Source organism: Desulfobacterales bacterium, from assembly GCA_029211065.1.
Lineage (GTDB): Bacteria > Desulfobacterota > Desulfobacteria > Desulfobacterales > JARGFK01 > JARGFK01.
In genome coordinates, this window is record JARGFK010000030.1 from 25,611 (window position 1) to 43,736 (window position 18,126).

The following is an 18,126-nucleotide window of genomic DNA, read 5'->3' on the forward strand; positions in this document are numbered from 1 at the left end:
GAAAGCAGATGGTGAGCTTGCGGCTGGGTCGCAAGAGCAGGTGAGGGCAATGGACTTTTAGCTGAAACCTCTAAAAGGTTCCTTTTTCATAAGCCGTGTAGGGAGAATTTTATGAAGAAAATCGCAGTGCCGGACATCCGGCTGGACGGCCGGGTGGTGATTGTGACCGGGGCGGACCGGGGTCTTGGCCGGGGGATGTCACTGGGTCTCGCACGGGCCGGCGCAACGGTCATGCTCGCTTCTCCGGAAATGGAAGGGCTAAAGGCCGTTGCCGCTGAAATCGGATCGCTGGGCGCCGGCCGCGCCCTGGTCCAGGTTGTCGATATCACGGATTTTAGCTCCTGCCGGGCGCTGGTTCGCAAGACCCTGGCGCAGACCGGCCGTCTGGACGTTTTGGTCAACAACGCCCGCCGTCTTCACCGGGGGCCGGGGATTCCGTCGCACGGCAATTCACTGCCGGTTTTCGAGACAGACCCTGAAATATACCGGCAAACGGTGCAGGTCAATGTGATCGGCACCTTTTTCATGAGCCGTGCGGCTTTAGACCATTTCCGAGAACAGGGCAAGGGGAAAATCATCAACCTGACGACTTCGGCGCGCCACTTTTACCATCGGCACGATTCGCCCTACGGCGTCACCAAGGCGGCCCTGGAGGCTTCCACTCAGATCTGGGCCCGCGACCTTGAAGAGAGCGGTATTACGGTCAATTCGCTGTTGCCGGGGGGATCAACCGACTCCGATCCGGACCGCCCCCAAAAACCCGGGCAGGTGCTTTTGCCGGTAAGCATCATGTGTCCCCCGATCATCTGGCTGGCGTCTGAACTGTCGGACGGCGTGAACGGTTGCCGTTTTGTTGCCAAAAAATGGGACGCGTCTCTGCCGCCGGCCCGGGCCGCCGAAGCGGCCCGGGAAGAACCGGTATTTACCGGACAGCCCTTGGGCACCTTCCATTCAAAAATCAAAATGGAGCGATTTTCAAGATGATCGGTTCACTCTTTGCCCTGGCGGCGGCGGTTTTTTTTGCAAGCAACACGATTTTAATCCGGCGGGCGGTCCTGAAGGTCTCCGATGCAAGCCTGGGTACGCTGATCAGTGTACCCATGGGGGTGCCCCTGTTTTTTGTTGCGCTGGTCGTGACCGGTCAGACCGGGGACCTGTTCCGGTTCAGCTGGCAGGCCTATTTCTGGTTGTCTTTGGCCGGCATCCTTCATTTTGTAGTGGGCCGTTCACTGTATTACGGCTGCGTGCAGCTGGTGGGCGCCAACATCGCCGGCATTTTGCGCCGCATCAATATCCTGGTGTCGGTGGTTCTCGGCGTCACGCTGTTGAATGAACCCCTGTCATGGAACCTGGCCGCCGGGGTGGCATTGATCATTACCGGCATTACCCTGACCGGTTTGAGCTCCCAGACCTTTAAGAATGCCGATGGAAAAATTGCCCGCATCCCAATCAAGGCTGTTTTATTGGGATTCGGGTGCGGCCTGTCGTGGGGGATTTCTCCCATCTTTATCAAACTAGGGCTCAACGGGACGGGCGCGGCCATTTCGGGCGGTTTCATTTCTTTTTTGGCTGCAACCGTTTTGTTGGGAATGACGCTCATGGGGCGGCAAAGAAGGACCGCCGTCGACCAGTTGACGCCGAGGGCAGCCGGTTTGTTTTTCAGCGCCGGGCTCTTAAGCTTCAGCGCCAATCTGGTTCGCTACATTGCGTTGGGTCTGGCGCCGGCCAGTGTGGTTACGCCGCTGGTTGCGACCGAACCGATTTTTATGATGATTTTTTCATTCATATATAACCGGCAGCTGGAGATTTTCAGTCGACCGGTCATTTTCGGATCTATCCTCGTGGTGGCGGGTACGATCCTGCTGGTTTAGCCGGTATATTCGATGGCCAGAATGCTGATGTCGTCATCCGGTTTTTTCCCCTGGCCGAATTTTTTGACGGAATTGTAAACGGCATTTGCCAGGGCCGGGGCCGTTTCACCCTTATGGACCTTAAGGATTTTATAAAAGCGGTTTTTACCGTAAAGTTCCTCCGACGGATTGCAGATTTCCAATATGCCGTCGGTATACAGAACCACCCGGTCTCCCTGCTGCAACCACTTACGGGCCTGCCCGAAGGGTGCGCCCCGGCTGAGCCCGATAATGGGTCCGTGCTGGTTCAGGATTTCCATGGTTCTGTTTTTTCTCAATAGGACCGGCGGCGGATGCCCGGCGCAGCTGTAGGTCAGGCGGCCGTCGAACAGGTCGATGGTCATATAAATGATGGTGAAATAGCTGTCAAAGCGCTCGAACGGAAAAGCCCGGTTGATGCTGTTCAGCACATTCTCAGGCGGGACGAGGCCGGCATCGTCCGCGAGGACTCGGACGTTCTGGAGAAACTGGGATACGGCAACCGATATCAAGGCTGCGGAAACCCCATGGCCGCAAACATCCAGCATGTAAAAACCGATATGTTTTTCATCCGGGAAATGGATATTGAAGATGTCCCCGCCGATTCGCTCGCAGGGTTCAAATTTCCAGGCGACATGAATGTTGGGTATGCTGGGTGAGCTTTCCGGCAATAGGCTTTTCTGGATCCCGGCGGCTGCCTTCAGATTCAGATCAAGCAGGTTCTGTTTTTGCTGAAGTTCGATTTTCTGCTTTTCGATGTCGGTAATGTCGTAAATAATCACCAGGATCATCTTGCTGTTTTGAAAATCAATATGGCGGGTGCTGAACTCAAGGTATTTTTCCGTGGGTACGCCGTTGATATAAAAAATGCGTTCCAGCCGGACGTGATCCACAGGAATTTTTTCAGTCATTGTTTTAACAATCGATCGGCGCAGGATGCAGGTCGCACACATGGAGGTTTTTCCACAGGGGCGGTTTTCAGCTACCGAGTTGATGCAGCCCGTGACGTTGCCGAAAGACTGTTCCGCCACCTGTTTGTCGGATTGGTCGAACAACTCCAGAAAGAAATTGTTGAATTGATGAATCTGAAGATTTTCATCGGCAATCAAAACGGCAGAGTTGATGTTGTCCAGCAGCAGGTTTAAAAACGCGTTGGATTCTCTAAGGTCGCCCAGAGATGTCTTCATCTGTAAGAAACTCCATTTTCTTGATAATTAGGGGGATGGCTGCCTGATCTATTTACTTTTTTTCCGTATAATACGCACTAATTTAATTCAATACTTTGACTTAAGTCAACCATAGGGAAAAGGCCTCAGGCGGATGTCTGCAGGCGCCGCACCCGGGGGGCCGGATGGTTGTCCGCCAATTCAAACACCACATAGCGAAAGACCGGTTCCGGTCCGCTTTCCTGCCCCGGATTCAGACACAGGGATTGTCCGATACGGGTTTGAATCGAACCGGAGCGAAACGGAGATTCATGGATATGGCCGTGCAGCGAAACCGGAAGAAGCCCTTTTTCAGACCAGCTTTCGATAAAATGCCGGATGGCACGGCTGCCGACATGCAGGCGCTGCTTAAAATGTCCAGCGGGGTGTTGTGGGGAGGGCTGTGGGATACGAAGACAAAAGGTTTTTCGATCATCTCTGAAAGTCGGTCCAGGTCGCTTTCAATGGTATCCGTATCGTTTAAGTCAAGCTGTTTTGTTTCGATGCGGCCATTGCGGGAGATATAGCCATTTACAAGGATGCGGTTGCCCGGCTCATAGGGGGTTTCGTGGGTGTCCGGCTTTTCCCAGTCTTTTCTGACAAAAGGCGTCGGCGGTACATTCATATACCCGACAATATCCACCCGGGGGGTCAAGCAGTGTTTGCGCCCGTGCAGCAGATGGAACAGTTCGCCGTCATGGGCTTCTAAAATTTTCCGGGCGCCCCGCAGGTCGTCGTTTCCGAGGTCCAGGTAGATAGCGCATTTCGTTGTTTGCCTGAAAACCTTTAGCCTGGGGACGAGATCGGTTTTAAGATAATCGATCTGGATTTCCAGCAGTCTTTCCGGGGAAGGCATCGGCGGAAAGTGGGGTATCAGATCGCCTCCGATGATGAGACAATCAACGGCCTGTTTTAGGGCAATGTTGCAGGCAGCGCCTAAATACCTGGGGTCGACATGGATGTCCGAGGTAAACAGTATTTTCATTCCGTGATTATTCCCCTGAGGTTACCCTGGGATAACAAAGGTTACTTTAAATTCAATAAGATTCAGGCGCAAGTGATAAATTAAAATAAGGGCAAAAGCCAAAAAAAAGTGAGGGGTCGGCTGTCTGGAGATATTTTTGTTGATTAATCAAATAGATATGATAGGTTAACCAAAAACAGAACAAATGAACCTAAACAAAAGGAAAACAACACTGGAAAAAAACCACCCGGAAGAAAAAACCGCCGAGCCGGAAGCCAAGGAAAAGTCTTCCCGGCCTGATCGCAAAAGCCGTTACCGCCCACGCCGATCTGTTCGCAAGAAGGGAAAAAAAAGCAACGCAGCGTCAGATGCTCCGGCAGCACCCATAGGCCCGGTATTGGAAGATAACTGGGATATTACGCAGTTCGAGGTGCCGCCGGTTGAAGGCAAGTCCCGCTTTCACGATTTTAATCTTCCCGCAGCGCTGATGCATGCCATTTGCGATCTCGGTTTTCACTATTGCACCCCCATCCAGGCGGAGATCCTTCCCGGATGTCTGGCCGGTCGAGATGCAACCGGGCGGGCCCAGACCGGTACGGGTAAAACAGCCGTTTTCCTGATTACCGTGATTACCCGGATGCTGCTGAATCCCGACACGGAAAAGCGCGCGCCGGGGACTCCCCGGGTCTTGATCCTGGCGCCTACCCGTGAACTGGCGCTTCAGATTTCCGCCGAAGCCCGTGATCTCTCCAAGTATTGTAATTTTAAGATCATTTCCGTGTTCGGCGGCATGGATTATGAAAAGCAGCGAAAACAGCTCCACGCCGATCCGGTCGATATCATCGTAGCCACTCCCGGAAGACTGCTCGATTTCCAGGGGCGACGGGAAATTAACCTGAAAAAGATCGAAGTGCTGATCATCGATGAGGCCGACCGGATGCTCGATATGGGGTTTATTCCGGATGTCCGCAGGATCATTAACAGTACACCGGCGAAAGCCAAGCGTCAGACGCTTTTTTTCAGCGCGACGCTGACCGGGGAGATTGCCCGCTATGCTTCCCAATGGACCCACAACGCGGTGACCGTCGAGATCGAGCCGGAACAGGTCGCAGTGGATACCGTGGATCAGATTGTCTATAACGTGACCACCGCCGAAAAGTTTGCACTGCTCTACAACATCATCGATCGGGAGAAGCTGGAACGGGTGCTGGTTTTCTGCAACCGACGCGATGAAGTGCGGCGGCTGGCGGAAAAGCTGACGCGCTTTGGGATCAACTGTGCGGAGCTTTCAGGGGAAGTTACCCAGAAAAAGAGGATCCAACGCCTGGATGCATTCAAGTCCGGAAAAATCCGGGTGCTGGTGGCAACCGATGTGGCCGGGCGCGGCATTCATATCGAGGGCATGGATCATGTCATCAATTTTACATTGCCGCGTGATCCGGAAGATTACGTGCACCGGATCGGGCGGACCGGACGGGCCGGTGCGGCCGGCACCTCGGTGAGTTTCGCTGATGAACAGGACGGTTTTTACCTTCCCCCCATCGAGGCGTTTATCGGCCGGGGACTGAGCTGCATTGAACCGAAGGAAGATTGGCTCAAACTGCCGGAGTCGGTCCTTGCCAAAGAACGCGCCAGACCCCACCCCAAAAGAAGCGCAGCGTCGGACGCCCGGGGACAGGCGCAGCGGCGGTCCCGGCCCAAAAGAAAACGCCCTCGTCGGCGGCCGTCATAACAAATTAAAATCCCTTTATCTTGTAAGCTGCCGGTCTATCAATGGACCAATTTGACGGCAAGGGCTGCCAGAAAACCGACCAATGTGGAAAGTCCGACAATCGTTCCACCGCCCTGCTCAAAGGCTTCGGGCAGCATGGTTTCTGCGATCATGGTCAGCATGGCGCCGGCGGCGATTCCTTTGATGCTGAAAATAAAGTAAAGATGCCAGCCGCCGGGATCAGGTGGAAAGATCCAGGCTCCTGCAAAGGCGCCCATACCGGTCATGATGCACAGAGACATCCACATCCAGAAGATCTTGTTAATGGTTTGATTGTTGTTGCGCATGGTGACGGCGCTCGACATCGCTTCCGGCAAATTCGCCATGAACACACTGGCGATAAAAGCGAGGCTCATGGCTGTCTGCTCCTCTGCCGCAGTCACCACCAGCATACCGATAACCAGCGATTCCGGAATACCATCAAGGGCGATGCCGAGCCAGATTGAAAGGGCCGCGCCCTCCGCTTTATGATGTTCTTGGGCGGCGGCCCGGACGTCTTCTTCGGTTAAGGCGACGGAGACCTGTTCCATCTTTTTGACGGCTTCCTGCTCCCATTGTCGCGCCTCTTCCGGCTCTACCGCATCCTTTTTGCTGAGATCCAGAATTCTTTCATGGACAATGCCGCCGACTGCTTTCTGAAGCGCCGGAGAATTTTGCAGCAGGTAGTCGAAGTCGCTTTTAGACCTGCCAGACAGTGAGGGGCGTTTGCGCGGTAACGGTTGCGTTTCGGGCATGGCTGAAAAAAAGCGCCATTTTACCAAAGATATCGCCGGGTCCAAGGGTGGCGATGGGCAAGCTTTCCCCGACGGTTGAACGCGTGACATTTACCTTGCCTGAAACGATAAAATAGAGGCCGTCGCCACTGTCGTCTTCCTTGAAGATGATTTGGCCCTGCTTGAATGCCGCCTTTTTCAGATAAGGGATGAGTTTGATGATCTCTTCCGCTGGAAGTTGTCGCAACACTTTTACACGACTGAGGCCCCCAAAGAGCGCCCTGGCCTGTTGGCGCTTTTCCCTGGCGACGTGTTTCTTGATCAGGGCGCCTTTCCTGAGAAAAGCCCCCTTTTTGTTGAGGATCTGGTTGAGCAGTTCGAATAATAGACCGCCGCCGGCGGCGCCTGTCATTGTCATGATGACGATCCAGATATTTACGATGTTACCGTGCTCATCGCTGGCCACATGCAGGGCATGGCCGAAAAGTTCAGTGGTCAGTGCGAACAGCAGTGCGCCGGCGCCGAAAGCCATCAGCGCCGAAGTGATTTTTCGGTTGGGCCGGGTCCACAGACCCATTATCGCGCCCAGGGGAAGCGATACTGCGCTCAAGGTGCCCCAGAAAAAACCTGTCATGTATAAGTGCCAGTCCATCAAGTCCCCCTCAAAACATATCTAAGAAATTCAACATCGTCTTTAGGGCAGGCGAAAAGATCATAAATGATTCGGCGTTACCTTTTCAAGGGAAAAAGGTCGACCGTAGGATAGTCAACCGGAAGCTGCGTCCATACCGGTTGTCGGTGCAAAAAAATAGTGTCAGCGCCTGCATTTTTTTGTTGATTTCACGCTTAAACTGGAATATATCCTTGCTCCTTCTCCGATGCTACCAACTGCTATTACAGGATGCCTGGCTGTATGGCAACCTTCCTTCTCGGTTTGCTGGAGAGCCCTTCAATAGCGATCGCTATCCTGAAGGCAGGCCTTCTGCCCGGGCAATGGGCAAGTTAAAGACACCCCTAAACAGAGGAGCAAAACGACTATGAACTGGAAATTCTGGGAGAAAAAACAGGAAGCCACCACCCCCGGCGGGCCTGGTGTGGTGAAGATTCCCGGCCCCAAACGGATCCATGAATCCGTGGGAAGGTTTTTAGTGGTCCGGCTGCAGGCCGATCCGGACTGGGTGTGGAGTCTGAAGGAAGTCGAGCGCCAGCGGCCTGAGACCAAAACCGTTTTTGATGTGCGGGTGTTTGATGAAAGGATGTCGGGATCGAAAAATGTGGTCATTAAAAATTATGGATCACTGGACGCTCATCCCGATCTGATCCTTTACGAAGGCTGGTTTGACAAAAAAACCATGAAAGTCCAGATCGAAGATAAAAAGGCCACCCCGCGCGCAGCCTGATAACTTCGTTCGAATAGATTTCCAAAAGGGTCTTTTCGCATCGATTTCCTGCTTTTAGCAGGTCAGTCGGGTTGGCCGCTCTAATTTTGAAAAGCCGATGATATCAGAAAATCATTCTGATATCATTGGCTTTTTTATTATATTCCGTCACATGCGGCGGGATTTTAACTATTTCCCGCTCGTTTTACATATCCCGTTCCCTTGCCGGTGTGTCGTTATTTGTCAAGTCGATCGAAAAATGCTAATCGATAAAGTGATGAAACGATTTGCTAAAATAATGCGCTGGATGCTCGCCGCCGCGTTGGTCATAGCCGTCCTGCTGATCTTTATCCTTATCGCGCCCCGCCTGATAAATATCGACTCGGTTCGGGAAACCCTGATTTCCACCCTGTCTCAAAAGATCGGGGGGGAAGTTAAATTTCAAAAGATCCGCCTGTCGATCCTGCCCCGACCGCATGTTGCGGTCATCGAGGGCCGGCTGACCGTGCCGGAAACTTTCCAGGCCGATTGGACATCCCTGTCAATGTCTGCCCGGCTATTACCACTTTTTATCGGTAAAATCGACATCGGCGCCATTACAGTGGACCACCCCAAAATCACCATAATCGTTACCCGGAAAGCTGCAGAAACAGCCGATGGTAGGCAACAACCTATTGCTGCGGGCATCGCGGAAAAGATGAAAACCCTTATAGGGGTTGCGGCCGTTGTCGGTAAGGATCCGGCTGTTATCATCAAGGCGGGACGCCTGGACATACGCGTCAAGGACCATTTTGGCCTGGTTTTCAGCGACATGGATGGCCGGATAGACGCGCCGCCGGACCGCATCCATATCAGCCTTAAAACCCGGACGGATTTTTGCGAAAAAATTGAACTTCAGGCGGATAGCGACCTCAAAACATTTAACAGCCGGGGCCGGATCGCGTTGACGCATATCAGGCCGCAGCGCCTGCCGCCGAATCTTTTTGCGGCTGATGCCCCATGGATCGGGGAGTCCCTTATCAATCTGGGCCTTGATTTCAAAACAGATGGTTTTAAAACGGTTGAAGCGGTAATGCAGGGTTCACTGCCGCAACTGACGGTTCTGCAAGGCGGCAACCCGGTGGCGCTGCGCGCAAAGTCCTTCAAGGCGAGGCTTTATCAGGATGAGCGACAAGTGGCAATGTTTTTAACCGAAGGCATCTTTGAGCAACCCCAACTGACGTTGGCCGTAAAGTTTGTGCGCGATCATGAGAGCGGGCAGCTGGAGATGGCGCTTAAGGCGATTGATGTGGATGTTCCGTCAACCCGCCGGACGGTTCTGGCGCTGGCCGGGGATACAGCGGCAGTTAAAACGATCTTCGATATCGTCAGGGGCGGCAGGGTCTCCGCGCTCAGATTTAGTTCCCGCGGCCATTCATTAGGAGACCTTGGAAAGTTGGAAAATATGACCTTGTCCGGCAGTCTGCTGGGGGGGGATATTGTGGTTCCCGGGATCGGTTTAAATATTGAAGACGTCAGCGCGGAAGTTAAGATTCTAAACAGCATGCTGTCGGCCGAAGGGATCAAAGCCCGTTATGACAATACCGCAGTCCTTGACGGCAGCCTGGGCCTGGGGCTTTGGGGAGAAAAGGCGCCGTTTCAACTGGACATCGGATTAAACGCCGATCTCAGTCAGGTCCCGCCGATTCTGAAACAGGTGGTGAAAGACAAGCGGGTATTGATGGAAATCGACCGTATTGCCGTTATCAGCGGCCGGGCGAGCGGTCGACTGATTTTGGGTGAAACGCTGGCTGACATCTCCACAAAGGTGGAGGTTTCGGATTTCACACTGGCAGCCCGCGTTGCGCCGATGCCCACTGCACTGGTACTTCAGGGGGGCGATCTTTCATACGGCGGTACCGCGGTGACCGTTGGGCGTTTAGAGGTCAAGCTGAAAGGTTCCCGCTTGTTACTTGGAACAGTCGGGCTGGACTGGCAGCAGCAACCGTGGATCGACATTCAATCCGGTAGCGCCGATCTGCAGCTCGATGAGATCTACACCACCCTATCATATTTTGCTTCCCTGAGGGATACACTGAAAAGCATCAAATCCATAAACGGCATGGTAACGTTTTCCCGTCTTCAGTTGAGCGGACCGCTTTCCGACCCGTCTCTCTGGAATTTTCAGGCGGATGGAAGCGCCCGGAATGTTCAGGTGAAATCGGATTTGCTGCCGGCGCCTTTGTCCGTTCGTCGCGCTGGGTTCAAAGCGACTCCGCAAAGACTGACAATTTCAGAGGCAGAAACCGGCATGATGGATGCCGCCCTGACGGTGTCTGCCCGGCTGACGGATTATCGTAAGGGTATCCGCACGGCAGACCTGATGTTTGGCGGAACCGTCGGCGCAAAATCAAATGACTGGCTTCAGCAAAGGGTCAAAATGCCTTCACACTTGACCATTCGACCGCCGCTGCATTTCTCAAACGGTCGTCTGACCTGGCAGCGCAACGGACAGGCATCGTTCTCAGGCGACCTGACCATCCATAATGATTTGAAGGTGTCAACCGACATTGTCATGGAAACCGACATGATAAACATCAAAAAGTTTATTGTGCGGGATAAGGATTCAACTGCTGCTTTCACGGTCCGCCTGCGCGAAGGTAAAGAAATCGATTTCGGTTTTAAAGGAAACCTGCAGAAAACAACGGTTGATAAATTGCTGGCGGACAATCGGACCCTGGACGGCTGGATCAAGGGGGATCTTCGGCTGACCTACGCCACCGGGCGGCCCATGGATACCCTATTTGAAGGGACATTGTCTGCCAAAGATCTGATCCTTACGGAGCGGCTGGGCATCCCGTTAAAGGCAGAAAGTCTATCCGTCGCAGGTAGCAAGGGAAAATTTAATATTACCGCGGACATGCTCCTTGGGCAGGATAAACAGGTAAAGCTGGCGGGACAGGTGGACCATTCTCCCCGGGGGATACTGTTTGATTCGGCACTGACCGCCAGTGGAATTGTGCTGGACGATTTGGTAAAAGCGCTGGGCAAAGACGATAAACAAAAAGAGGCATCACAGGATAAATTCTGGGAGTTTCCGGTGGAAGGGGTGATAAAACTCGATTCGGCTTATATCACTTACGGAAAATATACCTGGCGCCCCTTGCGCGGGACTGTTTCATTGAAACCCGAGAAAATCGCCATTACCGTCAGCGAGGCAGTGTTGTGCGGCATTTCAACGCCGGGAACCCTCACTTTTCTGCCGCGCGAAATCCAGGTAGAATTGAAGCCCGCCGCCCGGGAGCAGGAAATAAAGACCAGTACTACCTGCCTGCTGGATAAGGACGCAATAGTTGAGGGCCGTTTTAGTCTGGGAGGCGAGATTACCGGACGCGGTCCCGGCCGTGAACTGCCGAAGGCGCTTGCGGGCAATCTGGAATACAGGACAGGGAAAGGGCGTATCTATTCCGGCAATACCTTTCGGACTATCAGGGAGATATTGGCGGTGCTGAATGTTACTGAAATCTTCCGGGGAAAACTCCCCGAGGTCAGCAAAGAAGGCTTTGGTTTTAATTCCATGAATGCCAGGCTGAAGATTCGGGATAATACGATAGTTATTGAGGAAGGCGCGATTGACGGGCTGACAATGAATATGGCCGCCAAAGGGGTTTTAAATCTTACTGACCAACGGGTGAATTTGACCGTTCTGGTGGCGCCGTTTAAAACCGTTGATGCAATCGTAAGCAGGATTCCGCTTTTGGGCGATATATTAGGCGGCTCGCTAATTTCGGTTCCGGTGAGCGTCAAAGGAGATCTGCAGAATCCTGAAATTACCATTCTGTCGCCCGCGGCCGTGGGGGAAGGCCTGTTAGGGATACTGAAACGGACGCTGGAACTGCCGGTGAAGGTGATCCAGCCGTTGATTCCGGAGGAGAAAAAATAAATTACAGTTTTGTTTACGCTCATTTAGGGTAGTACTTTTACCCGCACGAGGCGCCATGTGTGGTAGATTTGCCCAGTACAGTGGGTTGGACTCACTAAAAAAATCCTTTCAGATCGAAGAGATTACCTGCGTCGTTGCCCCCAGCTACAACATCGCCCCGCTGCAGCCGGTCCTAACGGTTATACGACATGACGGCAACCGTCTGGGTCAGCTCCATTGGGGTCTGGTTCCCTCCTGGGCCAAAGACAAATCAATGGCCGCAAAGCTCATCAATGCCCGGGCCGAGACGGTGGCGGACAAACCCAGCTTTCGCAACGCCTTTAAGCGTCACCGCTGCCTGATTTTAGCGGACGGGTTTTACGAATGGAAGGTTGACGGCCCGCAGAAGCAGCCCTGGTATTTTACCCTGCCTTCGGGAGACCCATTTGCCTTTGCCGGGTTGTGGGACACCTGGAAGGGGGAAGAAGAGGCTGCTTATCATTCCTGTACGATCATCACCACTGCCGCGGACGAATCGGTGCAGCCGGTCCACCACCGCATGCCGGTGATCCTGATGCCCGAAGCTCACGCCCAATGGCTGGACCCGCAAAACCGGGACAGCGCCCGGTTAAATGCGATCCTGAGCGAGGGGCGTGTGAAAGAACTGAAAAGCTATCCGGTTTCCAAACGGATGAATTCTGCTCGCAATAATGATCCTGCCTGTATCGAACCTCTAAAATATTAAAATTAAGACACTGTTTCTTATTTCTTCTAAGCTGATTTTACTCAACACTGCGTGCCCAATAGGACACTATGACTGAAGCGGATTTTCGGCCTACCCATTACAGTGAACCCAATTTCGTTCGCGGTTTGTATTGTCCGCAGAAAACTTTTCCCGGGCACGTGAAAGATCTTTTGTTCTGTCATTTTGTCAATTATCCTGAAAGCATCTGCCGTTTTGGTTAATCAACCCTGAAAAAAGACTCGTCAAATTCCGGTTTGTTTTCATAGCGACGCATATACATCCCCGGCATCTGATCGAGTTTCTCAAAGATGCCGGCGTCCACCGGGATGCCGGCCTGGTGCAGGGCTTTGACAATGGCTTTGGGTTGGGGCGGGCAGCCCTTGACGGCAATCATTTCGTTGATGTCGGTGTTGTCTTTATTGGCTGCGTAGATGCATTTGCCAATGAGGACGGTTTTTTTGCGGCCGGGGGTCGGCTGCATGACTTTCCCGGTGAGAATTTCCACATCGTCCCAGGGGGCCCCCTTCCAGGCAAAGGCAATGGACCCAAGGATGGCGCCGTTTACAATGGAACAGTAAGTGCACATGGTGAGGTCATATTTTTTGTAGGAAAGGCCCTGGATACCCATTTTATGCATGGGGACCGGCAGGCGGCCGTCATCGGTGTAGGGGAAATGGTGTTGATGGGGTTTGGCGACTTCGGCAAGGGGTTCGCCGGTTATTTCGATATCGGAAAGATCCAGGGGGCGCTGCCGGACGCCGGCGGCATGGACCAGGTAGGGAACCTGATCGGGCTCGTATCCCAGCACCTTGGCCCCCACGCAGTCGGCGGCGAATATGTCATTGGATGCAATCAGGATATTGCTGCGGTGCATGCGGCCGTCAAAGCCGGGGCCGCGTTCGGCGGTGTAGATGCCGTCCGCCAGGGTAAACAGCGGGGGCATGCGGTCGGCCAGTTTGGAAACCATAAAATGCAGATCCCGGCCCGGGTCTTCATTGTGGCATTTTTTGCGGGAGGGGATGTCGATGGCGCCTTTCAGATTTTTGATGCCCAGGCTGACCACGGTCTGGGCGTGGGTTTTCATGACCGGGAGGGTCACGACAAAGTCGCTGTCCAGAATATCGGTATTGAATTTGAGAACAACACCGTCTCCCAGGTCCACTTTTCTGAACGGCCGTTCAAAGACATTGACGATGCGAACCCCGTAGCGTTTTTTCAAGGCGTCATATCCCAGGGTTTTAAAGGCATGCGCCGCCGTCCGGGTATCCCTGGGGTCCATGACCACCGTTCCTTCACCGATGGTGATCTGCCCGGCGCCGTACTCCTTGAGGATTTCAACCATGTCCGCTACGACGCGCGAGGTGGTGATCACTCCCCACTTGGGAAAGGCGGTTGCCCGGGTCCAGAAGACGATATTGGGTTTGACAAATACCGAGGCGCCCGGGGGCATATTTTTAAGACCACCTGAAAGTATTACCGCCTGGCGGACCGACTCCCGCGGCTTTTCATACCGGACGATGGAAACAATGCTCTTTTGCATTAGGCCGTTTCTCCAGAGAGTAGTTTGAAGATGTGTTCTTCACTCAATTTGTTTAGAGAAAATCGAAGGAGTCCAGGATACAAGGGTTCAAGGGTTCAAGTGGCGGAATCATGATCTTCATAGCCTCCCGGCATCATAGTCTATTCCCATTTCACTCGAACCCTGGACCCCTGTCCCGCCTTGGCGGGATTGAACCCTTTTAAGTGAAACTACAGCCGCCAATAGATAACATTCTCCTTCCGCGCTTCCGCCGGGCTGAACATGCTTTTCAAGTCGATCAGCACCGGCATATCGCCGGCACACAGACCGGCGATTCTGGAGAGACCCATCTTTTTGTATGCGGTGTGCATGACCGCAACTACGACGGCATCGACTCCGTTGAGGCGGTCCATTTCACTGAGTTCCAGCCCGTAGTAGTGCCTGGCTTCGGCAGCATCGGCCAGGGGATCGTGGATCCTCACCTCGATGCCGTATTCTTCCAGCTCACGGATGAGATCCACCACCTTGGTGTTGCGCAGGTCGGGAACGTCTTCCTTAAAGGTGATTCCCAGAACGGCGATCTTGGCACCGTGCACACGCTTATTGGATTTGAAAAGGAGCTTGACCGCCCGCTGGGCCACATATTTGCCCATGCTGTCGTTGATCCGCCTGCCCGCCAGAATCATCTCCGGGTGGTACCCCAGGGATTCAGCTTTAAATGTCAGGTAGTAGGGGTCTACGCCGATGCAATGGCCCCCCACCAGGCCGGGCTTAAAAGGCAGAAAGTTCCACTTGGTTGCGGCCGCTTCCAACACTTCGGTGGTGTCGATACCCATTTTGTCGAAAATCATGGCCAGCTCGTTCATCAGGGCGATATTCAGGTCCCGTTGGGTGTTTTCAATGACCTTGGCGGCCTCCGCCACCCGGATCGACGATACCGGATGAATCCCGGCGGTAACTACCCGGCCGTATACCTGCTCCAGCAGCTGGAGGGTATCAGGGTCGGAGCCTGAGACGATCTTTTTAATTTTATCGAGGCTGTGGGCCTTGTCGCCCGGGTTGATGCGTTCGGGTGAATATCCCACCGTAAAATCGGTTCCGAAAGTCATGCCGGATTCAGCTGTCAGGATCGGGAGGCAGACCTCTTCGGTAACGCCGGGATAGACGGTGGACTCGTAAACAATGCAGGTCCCTTCGGCCATGTGTCGGCCGGTGATTTCCGATGCCAGGCGCAGCGGGCTCAGGTCCGGTATGCGGTATTCATCGATGGGGGTCGGGACTGCGATGACAATCAGCCGGCAGGATGAAAGCACCTTGGGATCGCTGCTGAAATTGATTTGAACTGATTTCAGCTCGTCTTCGGCAACTTCAAGGGTGCGGTCCCGGCCGGATTTGAGTTCCGCAATCCGGTCCGCCTTCAGATCAAAACCGGTGACACTGAAATGATGTGACAGATGGACGGCCAGGGGGAGTCCAACGTAGCCCAGCCCGACCACCGCCACTTTGTCCTTATGAGCGATCAGCGATTCGAATGTCAGCATAGCGTATTCTCCCGGGCGAGGCCTTTGCAAAACGCCCCCTTTTGCTCAATTTCGGCGTCAGGCTCAAATTTTAATCCTCGAAATACTTCATGTATTCCTGTGGCTAAAATATTCGCCTTCCTTGAACTTGAACAAAATTGAGCATTTTCCAAAGGTCTCGGTTTAATTTAAATTTTGCTTGTAAAAAAAATCAGATAATACTGAAACAGCTCTTGTAACTAGTTACGCTTTTTTACGATTTTAGCCGGGTTAAAGTCAATATACTTATTTCCGGTTCTTCTCCCGAATAGTTGGGAGAAAGGTGTCCAGGATTCGAGGGGTCAAGGAATCAAGTGTTTGATCTTTTATTGCTTCCAGCCCTGTTCATTCTTATGTCTTACTTGTCACTTGTCACTTGTCACTCATCACTCGTTACTGTTATTCCTCTCCAACCCCCCAGCTTTCAAGCTTATCTCACTGTATCCCCACAAAAAACGGCCTGAAACTGCTTTCATCCCGTTGCAGGGCGGCCTGAATCCGGGCGAGCAGTTCCGGTTTGTCATCCGGCAGTTTTCCCTCCAGGTTGATATAATTGGTGTAATGATCGCTGGTGAGGCAGGATCTTGCCGTAATGGCGCTGATGAGCCGGGCGGTTTCCGCCAGGACTTCATGGGGGCCGAGCATCTGAAATGAGCCGTCCTGAACCTGCGCCAGCAGCGGGGTGTCGATCTTGGGCACAAAGGTGCGCAGCCGGATAAAGTCGGGTTCGACGGCATTCAAGACCGCTGCCGTTTGATCGGCGTGGATGGCCGAGCGCTCTCTGCCGGCGATTCCCAGGATGACATAGAAACTCAGCTCCAGGCCTGCTGCCTTTACCCAGCGGCCGGCCTCAATCTGCTGGATGCTGTCGGTACCTTTTTTAATGCGCTTTAGGGTGACGTCGTCGCCGGATTCCAGACCGACATGGATGCGCGACAGACCGGCATCTTTTAAAGCCTTCAGGTCCGAAAGTCCTTTGCGCTGAATATACTGGGAAGAACCGTAGACGGTGATGCGTTTAAGCCCGGGAAAGGTCATACGGGCAAAGCGGCATATCTCCGCCAGCGTTTCCGTTTTCATGGCGATGGTATTCCCGGCCGGGAAAAACAGGGTGCGAACGCTTTCCCCGTGCGCTTTATGCGCTGCCAGAATATCTTCCTTGATTTCGGCGGCCGGGCGGATTTTAAAAGGCGGGCCTTTTTTATAGATCATGCAGAAGGTGCAGCGGTTGTGCGGGCAGCCAACCGTAGCCTGGATCAGCAGGGAATCGGCTTCGCTGGGGGGTCGGTATATGGGGCCTTCGTAGCGCATATAACCATGATTTGAATATTATTTCTTGTTAACCCGTATGGGATTGGTTATCAATATAAGAAAGGGTTCAAGGATTCAGGGGTTCAAGGGGTCAAGTGAAAAAAATGACGCTTTGGGGCCTGACCTTTGAGCCCTTATAGTATAAAAAACAGTATAGTTAAACCCATAATATTCTGTTTCGTAAATATTTTAACATATATCCATTATTGAGATGAAAAAAACTAATTGGCATGTCATAACCGGGGCGCCCTGTTCGGGTAAAACAGCCGTCATCCTTGAACTGGAGCGGCGCGGGTACGCGGTGGTTCAAGAAGTCGCCCGGGCTTATATCGACGCGGAAATCAATAAAGGCAAGGACCTGCGGCAGATCAAAGCCGACCTGCCGGCATTTGAGGGGCACATCTTAAAGACCAAGGCCCGGATTGAGTCCGGCCTGGACCCGGACGCCGTCGTTTTTCTGGACAGGGCCGTGCCGGACAGCGTCGCCTATTTTCAACTGGCAGGACTCGATCCGGCCGAACCCTTCGAGCACAGCCGCGCCATTTGTTACAAACAGATATTTTTATTTGAAAGGATCCAGTTTAAAACCGACGCGGTCCGTTCCGAGGACGACCGTATCGCAGCCGATCTCGACCGCCTGCTGGAAGCCGCCTACCGCAAACTGGGATACCACCCGATAAGAGTGCCCTTAATGCCGGTAGATGAGCGAGCCGATTATATCCTGAGTAAAATTTAGTTTTAATCTAAACCCTCCTCCCCTGGTGAAGGACCCTCGTCCCTACATGCACGCACTGGCATCCCCCTTTGCAAAGCTGATCATTGGACACACTTGACACAGGGGGTCTGAGGTGTTATATATGGTGTATGTATGTTTCTGGTCAACATTTTTCGCAATCCGTCCTGGATCGAATTCAAGAAACTGTGCAAACTGAACCATCCATTTCCCGGCTCAAGCTGTCGCGACGGGTTTGCCAATGGTTGGATTGGCGTTCCCCCAATGGTCGACTGCAAGAGATGAGTTGCCGGAAAGTGTTGACCAAACTCAACAACCTTGGTCTTTTGGACCTGCCGCGGATAGAGCGATCCTACGACTTTGAGCGTCCCGTGGACCATCCGATTGAGCTCAATGTTGCTGAAGTCTGCTGCACGTTGCAGGAGTTGGGTGATGTC

14 protein-coding genes are annotated in these 18,126 nt (G+C 53.2%); 7 read left to right on the top strand and 7 right to left on the bottom strand.

Annotated features, from left to right (window positions below; all coding sequences use genetic code 11):
- Positions 1-111: 111 nt before the first annotated feature.
- Together P1P89_08745 and P1P89_08750 are read left to right on the top strand one after the other, a co-directional pair.
- Positions 112-984 carry an SDR family NAD(P)-dependent oxidoreductase gene (locus tag P1P89_08745; GenBank protein MDF1591585.1) on the top strand — a complete coding sequence of 291 codons (873 nt, stop codon included), beginning with the start codon at positions 112-114 and terminating at the stop codon, positions 982-984.
- Positions 981-1,871: a DMT family transporter gene (locus P1P89_08750; GenBank protein MDF1591586.1), complete on the top strand. Its 891-nt coding sequence runs from the start codon at positions 981-983 to the stop codon at positions 1,869-1,871. Before P1P89_08745 ends, P1P89_08750 begins: the two co-directional genes overlap by 4 nt.
- Here the strand turns inward: P1P89_08750 and P1P89_08755 are convergent.
- Both P1P89_08755 and P1P89_08760 read right to left on the bottom strand, forming a co-directional pair.
- A complete protein-coding gene (locus tag P1P89_08755; GenBank protein ID MDF1591587.1) occupies positions 1,868-3,076 on the bottom strand; it encodes a PP2C family protein-serine/threonine phosphatase in 1,209 nt (402 codons plus the stop codon). The genes P1P89_08750 and P1P89_08755 overlap by 4 nt on opposite strands.
- A gap of 232 nt (positions 3,077-3,308) precedes the next feature.
- On the bottom strand, positions 3,309-4,079 hold the full coding sequence (locus P1P89_08760) for a metallophosphoesterase (GenBank protein ID MDF1591588.1): 771 nt from the start codon (positions 4,077-4,079) through the stop codon (positions 3,309-3,311).
- Between the two features lie 184 nt (positions 4,080-4,263).
- Here P1P89_08760 and rhlB point away from each other — a divergent pair, with 184 nt between their 5' ends.
- Positions 4,264-5,790, top strand: a complete 1,527-nt coding sequence (gene rhlB / locus P1P89_08765) for an ATP-dependent RNA helicase RhlB (GenBank protein MDF1591589.1) — start codon at positions 4,264-4,266, stop codon at positions 5,788-5,790.
- Between the two features lie 38 nt (positions 5,791-5,828).
- Here rhlB and P1P89_08770 read toward each other — a convergent pair whose 3' ends face one another.
- Together P1P89_08770 and P1P89_08775 are read right to left on the bottom strand one after the other, a co-directional pair.
- Positions 5,829-6,563, bottom strand: coding sequence for a hypothetical protein (locus tag P1P89_08770; protein ID MDF1591590.1), 735 nt, complete (start codon positions 6,561-6,563; stop codon positions 5,829-5,831).
- On the bottom strand, positions 6,508-7,194 hold the full coding sequence (locus P1P89_08775; protein MDF1591591.1) for a cyclic nucleotide-binding domain-containing protein: 687 nt from the start codon (positions 7,192-7,194) through the stop codon (positions 6,508-6,510). Before P1P89_08775 ends, P1P89_08770 begins: the two co-directional genes overlap by 56 nt.
- 385 nt (positions 7,195-7,579) lie before the next feature.
- On the opposite strand from P1P89_08775, the gene P1P89_08780 reads away from it, so the two are divergent.
- The 3 genes from P1P89_08780 to P1P89_08790 all read left to right on the top strand — a co-directional run bounded on the left by P1P89_08780 (position 7,580) and on the right by P1P89_08790 (position 12,567).
- Positions 7,580-7,942: a hypothetical protein gene (locus tag P1P89_08780; GenBank protein ID MDF1591592.1), complete on the top strand. Its 363-nt coding sequence runs from the start codon at positions 7,580-7,582 to the stop codon at positions 7,940-7,942.
- A 238-nt stretch (positions 7,943-8,180) separates the two neighbouring features.
- The gene (locus tag P1P89_08785) at positions 8,181-11,843 is read left to right on the top strand and encodes an AsmA-like C-terminal domain-containing protein (protein MDF1591593.1); all 3,663 of its coding nucleotides are present in this window, start codon (positions 8,181-8,183) and stop codon (positions 11,841-11,843) included.
- 55 nt (positions 11,844-11,898) lie between these two features.
- Positions 11,899-12,567, top strand: a complete 669-nt coding sequence (locus P1P89_08790) for an SOS response-associated peptidase (GenBank protein ID MDF1591594.1) — start codon at positions 11,899-11,901, stop codon at positions 12,565-12,567.
- Between the two features lie 217 nt (positions 12,568-12,784).
- On the opposite strand, the gene P1P89_08795 is transcribed toward P1P89_08790, so the two are convergent.
- From P1P89_08795 to P1P89_08805, 3 genes are all read right to left on the bottom strand, one after another.
- Complete coding sequence (locus P1P89_08795; protein MDF1591595.1) at positions 12,785-14,107, bottom strand: DUF362 domain-containing protein; 1,323 nt, start codon at positions 14,105-14,107, stop codon at positions 12,785-12,787.
- 209 nt (positions 14,108-14,316) lie between these two features.
- Positions 14,317-15,627, bottom strand: coding sequence for a nucleotide sugar dehydrogenase (locus P1P89_08800; GenBank protein MDF1591596.1), 1,311 nt, complete (start codon positions 15,625-15,627; stop codon positions 14,317-14,319).
- A gap of 453 nt (positions 15,628-16,080) precedes the next feature.
- Complete coding sequence (locus P1P89_08805) at positions 16,081-16,956, bottom strand: radical SAM protein (GenBank protein MDF1591597.1); 876 nt, start codon at positions 16,954-16,956, stop codon at positions 16,081-16,083.
- Between the two features lie 211 nt (positions 16,957-17,167).
- Here P1P89_08805 and P1P89_08810 point away from each other — a divergent pair, with 211 nt between their 5' ends.
- Positions 17,168-17,692: an ATP-binding protein gene (locus P1P89_08810; protein MDF1591598.1), complete on the top strand. Its 525-nt coding sequence runs from the start codon at positions 17,168-17,170 to the stop codon at positions 17,690-17,692.
- Positions 17,693-18,126 lie beyond the last annotated feature (434 nt).

What these genes read in the sequence shown, in the direction of transcription:
- P1P89_08745 (MDF1591585.1), top strand. Translation starts at nt 112, where the DNA reads ATGAAGAAAATCGCAGTGCCGGACATCCGGCTGGACGGCCGGGTGGTG.
- P1P89_08750 (MDF1591586.1), top strand. Translation starts at nt 981, where the DNA reads ATGATCGGTTCACTCTTTGCCCTGGCGGCGGCGGTTTTTTTTGCAAGC.
- P1P89_08755 (MDF1591587.1), bottom strand. Translation starts at nt 3,076, where the DNA reads ATGAAGACATCTCTGGGCGACCTTAGAGAATCCAACGCGTTTTTAAAC.
- P1P89_08760 (MDF1591588.1), bottom strand. Translation starts at nt 4,079, where the DNA reads ATGAAAATACTGTTTACCTCGGACATCCATGTCGACCCCAGGTATTTA.
- rhlB (MDF1591589.1), top strand. Translation starts at nt 4,264, where the DNA reads ATGAACCTAAACAAAAGGAAAACAACACTGGAAAAAAACCACCCGGAA.
- P1P89_08770 (MDF1591590.1), bottom strand. Translation starts at nt 6,563, where the DNA reads ATGCCCGAAACGCAACCGTTACCGCGCAAACGCCCCTCACTGTCTGGC.
- P1P89_08775 (MDF1591591.1), bottom strand. Translation starts at nt 7,194, where the DNA reads ATGGACTGGCACTTATACATGACAGGTTTTTTCTGGGGCACCTTGAGC.
- P1P89_08780 (MDF1591592.1), top strand. Translation starts at nt 7,580, where the DNA reads ATGAACTGGAAATTCTGGGAGAAAAAACAGGAAGCCACCACCCCCGGC.
- P1P89_08785 (MDF1591593.1), top strand. Translation starts at nt 8,181, where the DNA reads ATGCTAATCGATAAAGTGATGAAACGATTTGCTAAAATAATGCGCTGG.
- P1P89_08790 (MDF1591594.1), top strand. Translation starts at nt 11,899, where the DNA reads ATGTGTGGTAGATTTGCCCAGTACAGTGGGTTGGACTCACTAAAAAAA.
- P1P89_08795 (MDF1591595.1), bottom strand. Translation starts at nt 14,107, where the DNA reads ATGCAAAAGAGCATTGTTTCCATCGTCCGGTATGAAAAGCCGCGGGAG.
- P1P89_08800 (MDF1591596.1), bottom strand. Translation starts at nt 15,627, where the DNA reads ATGCTGACATTCGAATCGCTGATCGCTCATAAGGACAAAGTGGCGGTG.
- P1P89_08805 (MDF1591597.1), bottom strand. Translation starts at nt 16,956, where the DNA reads ATGCGCTACGAAGGCCCCATATACCGACCCCCCAGCGAAGCCGATTCC.
- P1P89_08810 (MDF1591598.1), top strand. Translation starts at nt 17,168, where the DNA reads ATGAAAAAAACTAATTGGCATGTCATAACCGGGGCGCCCTGTTCGGGT.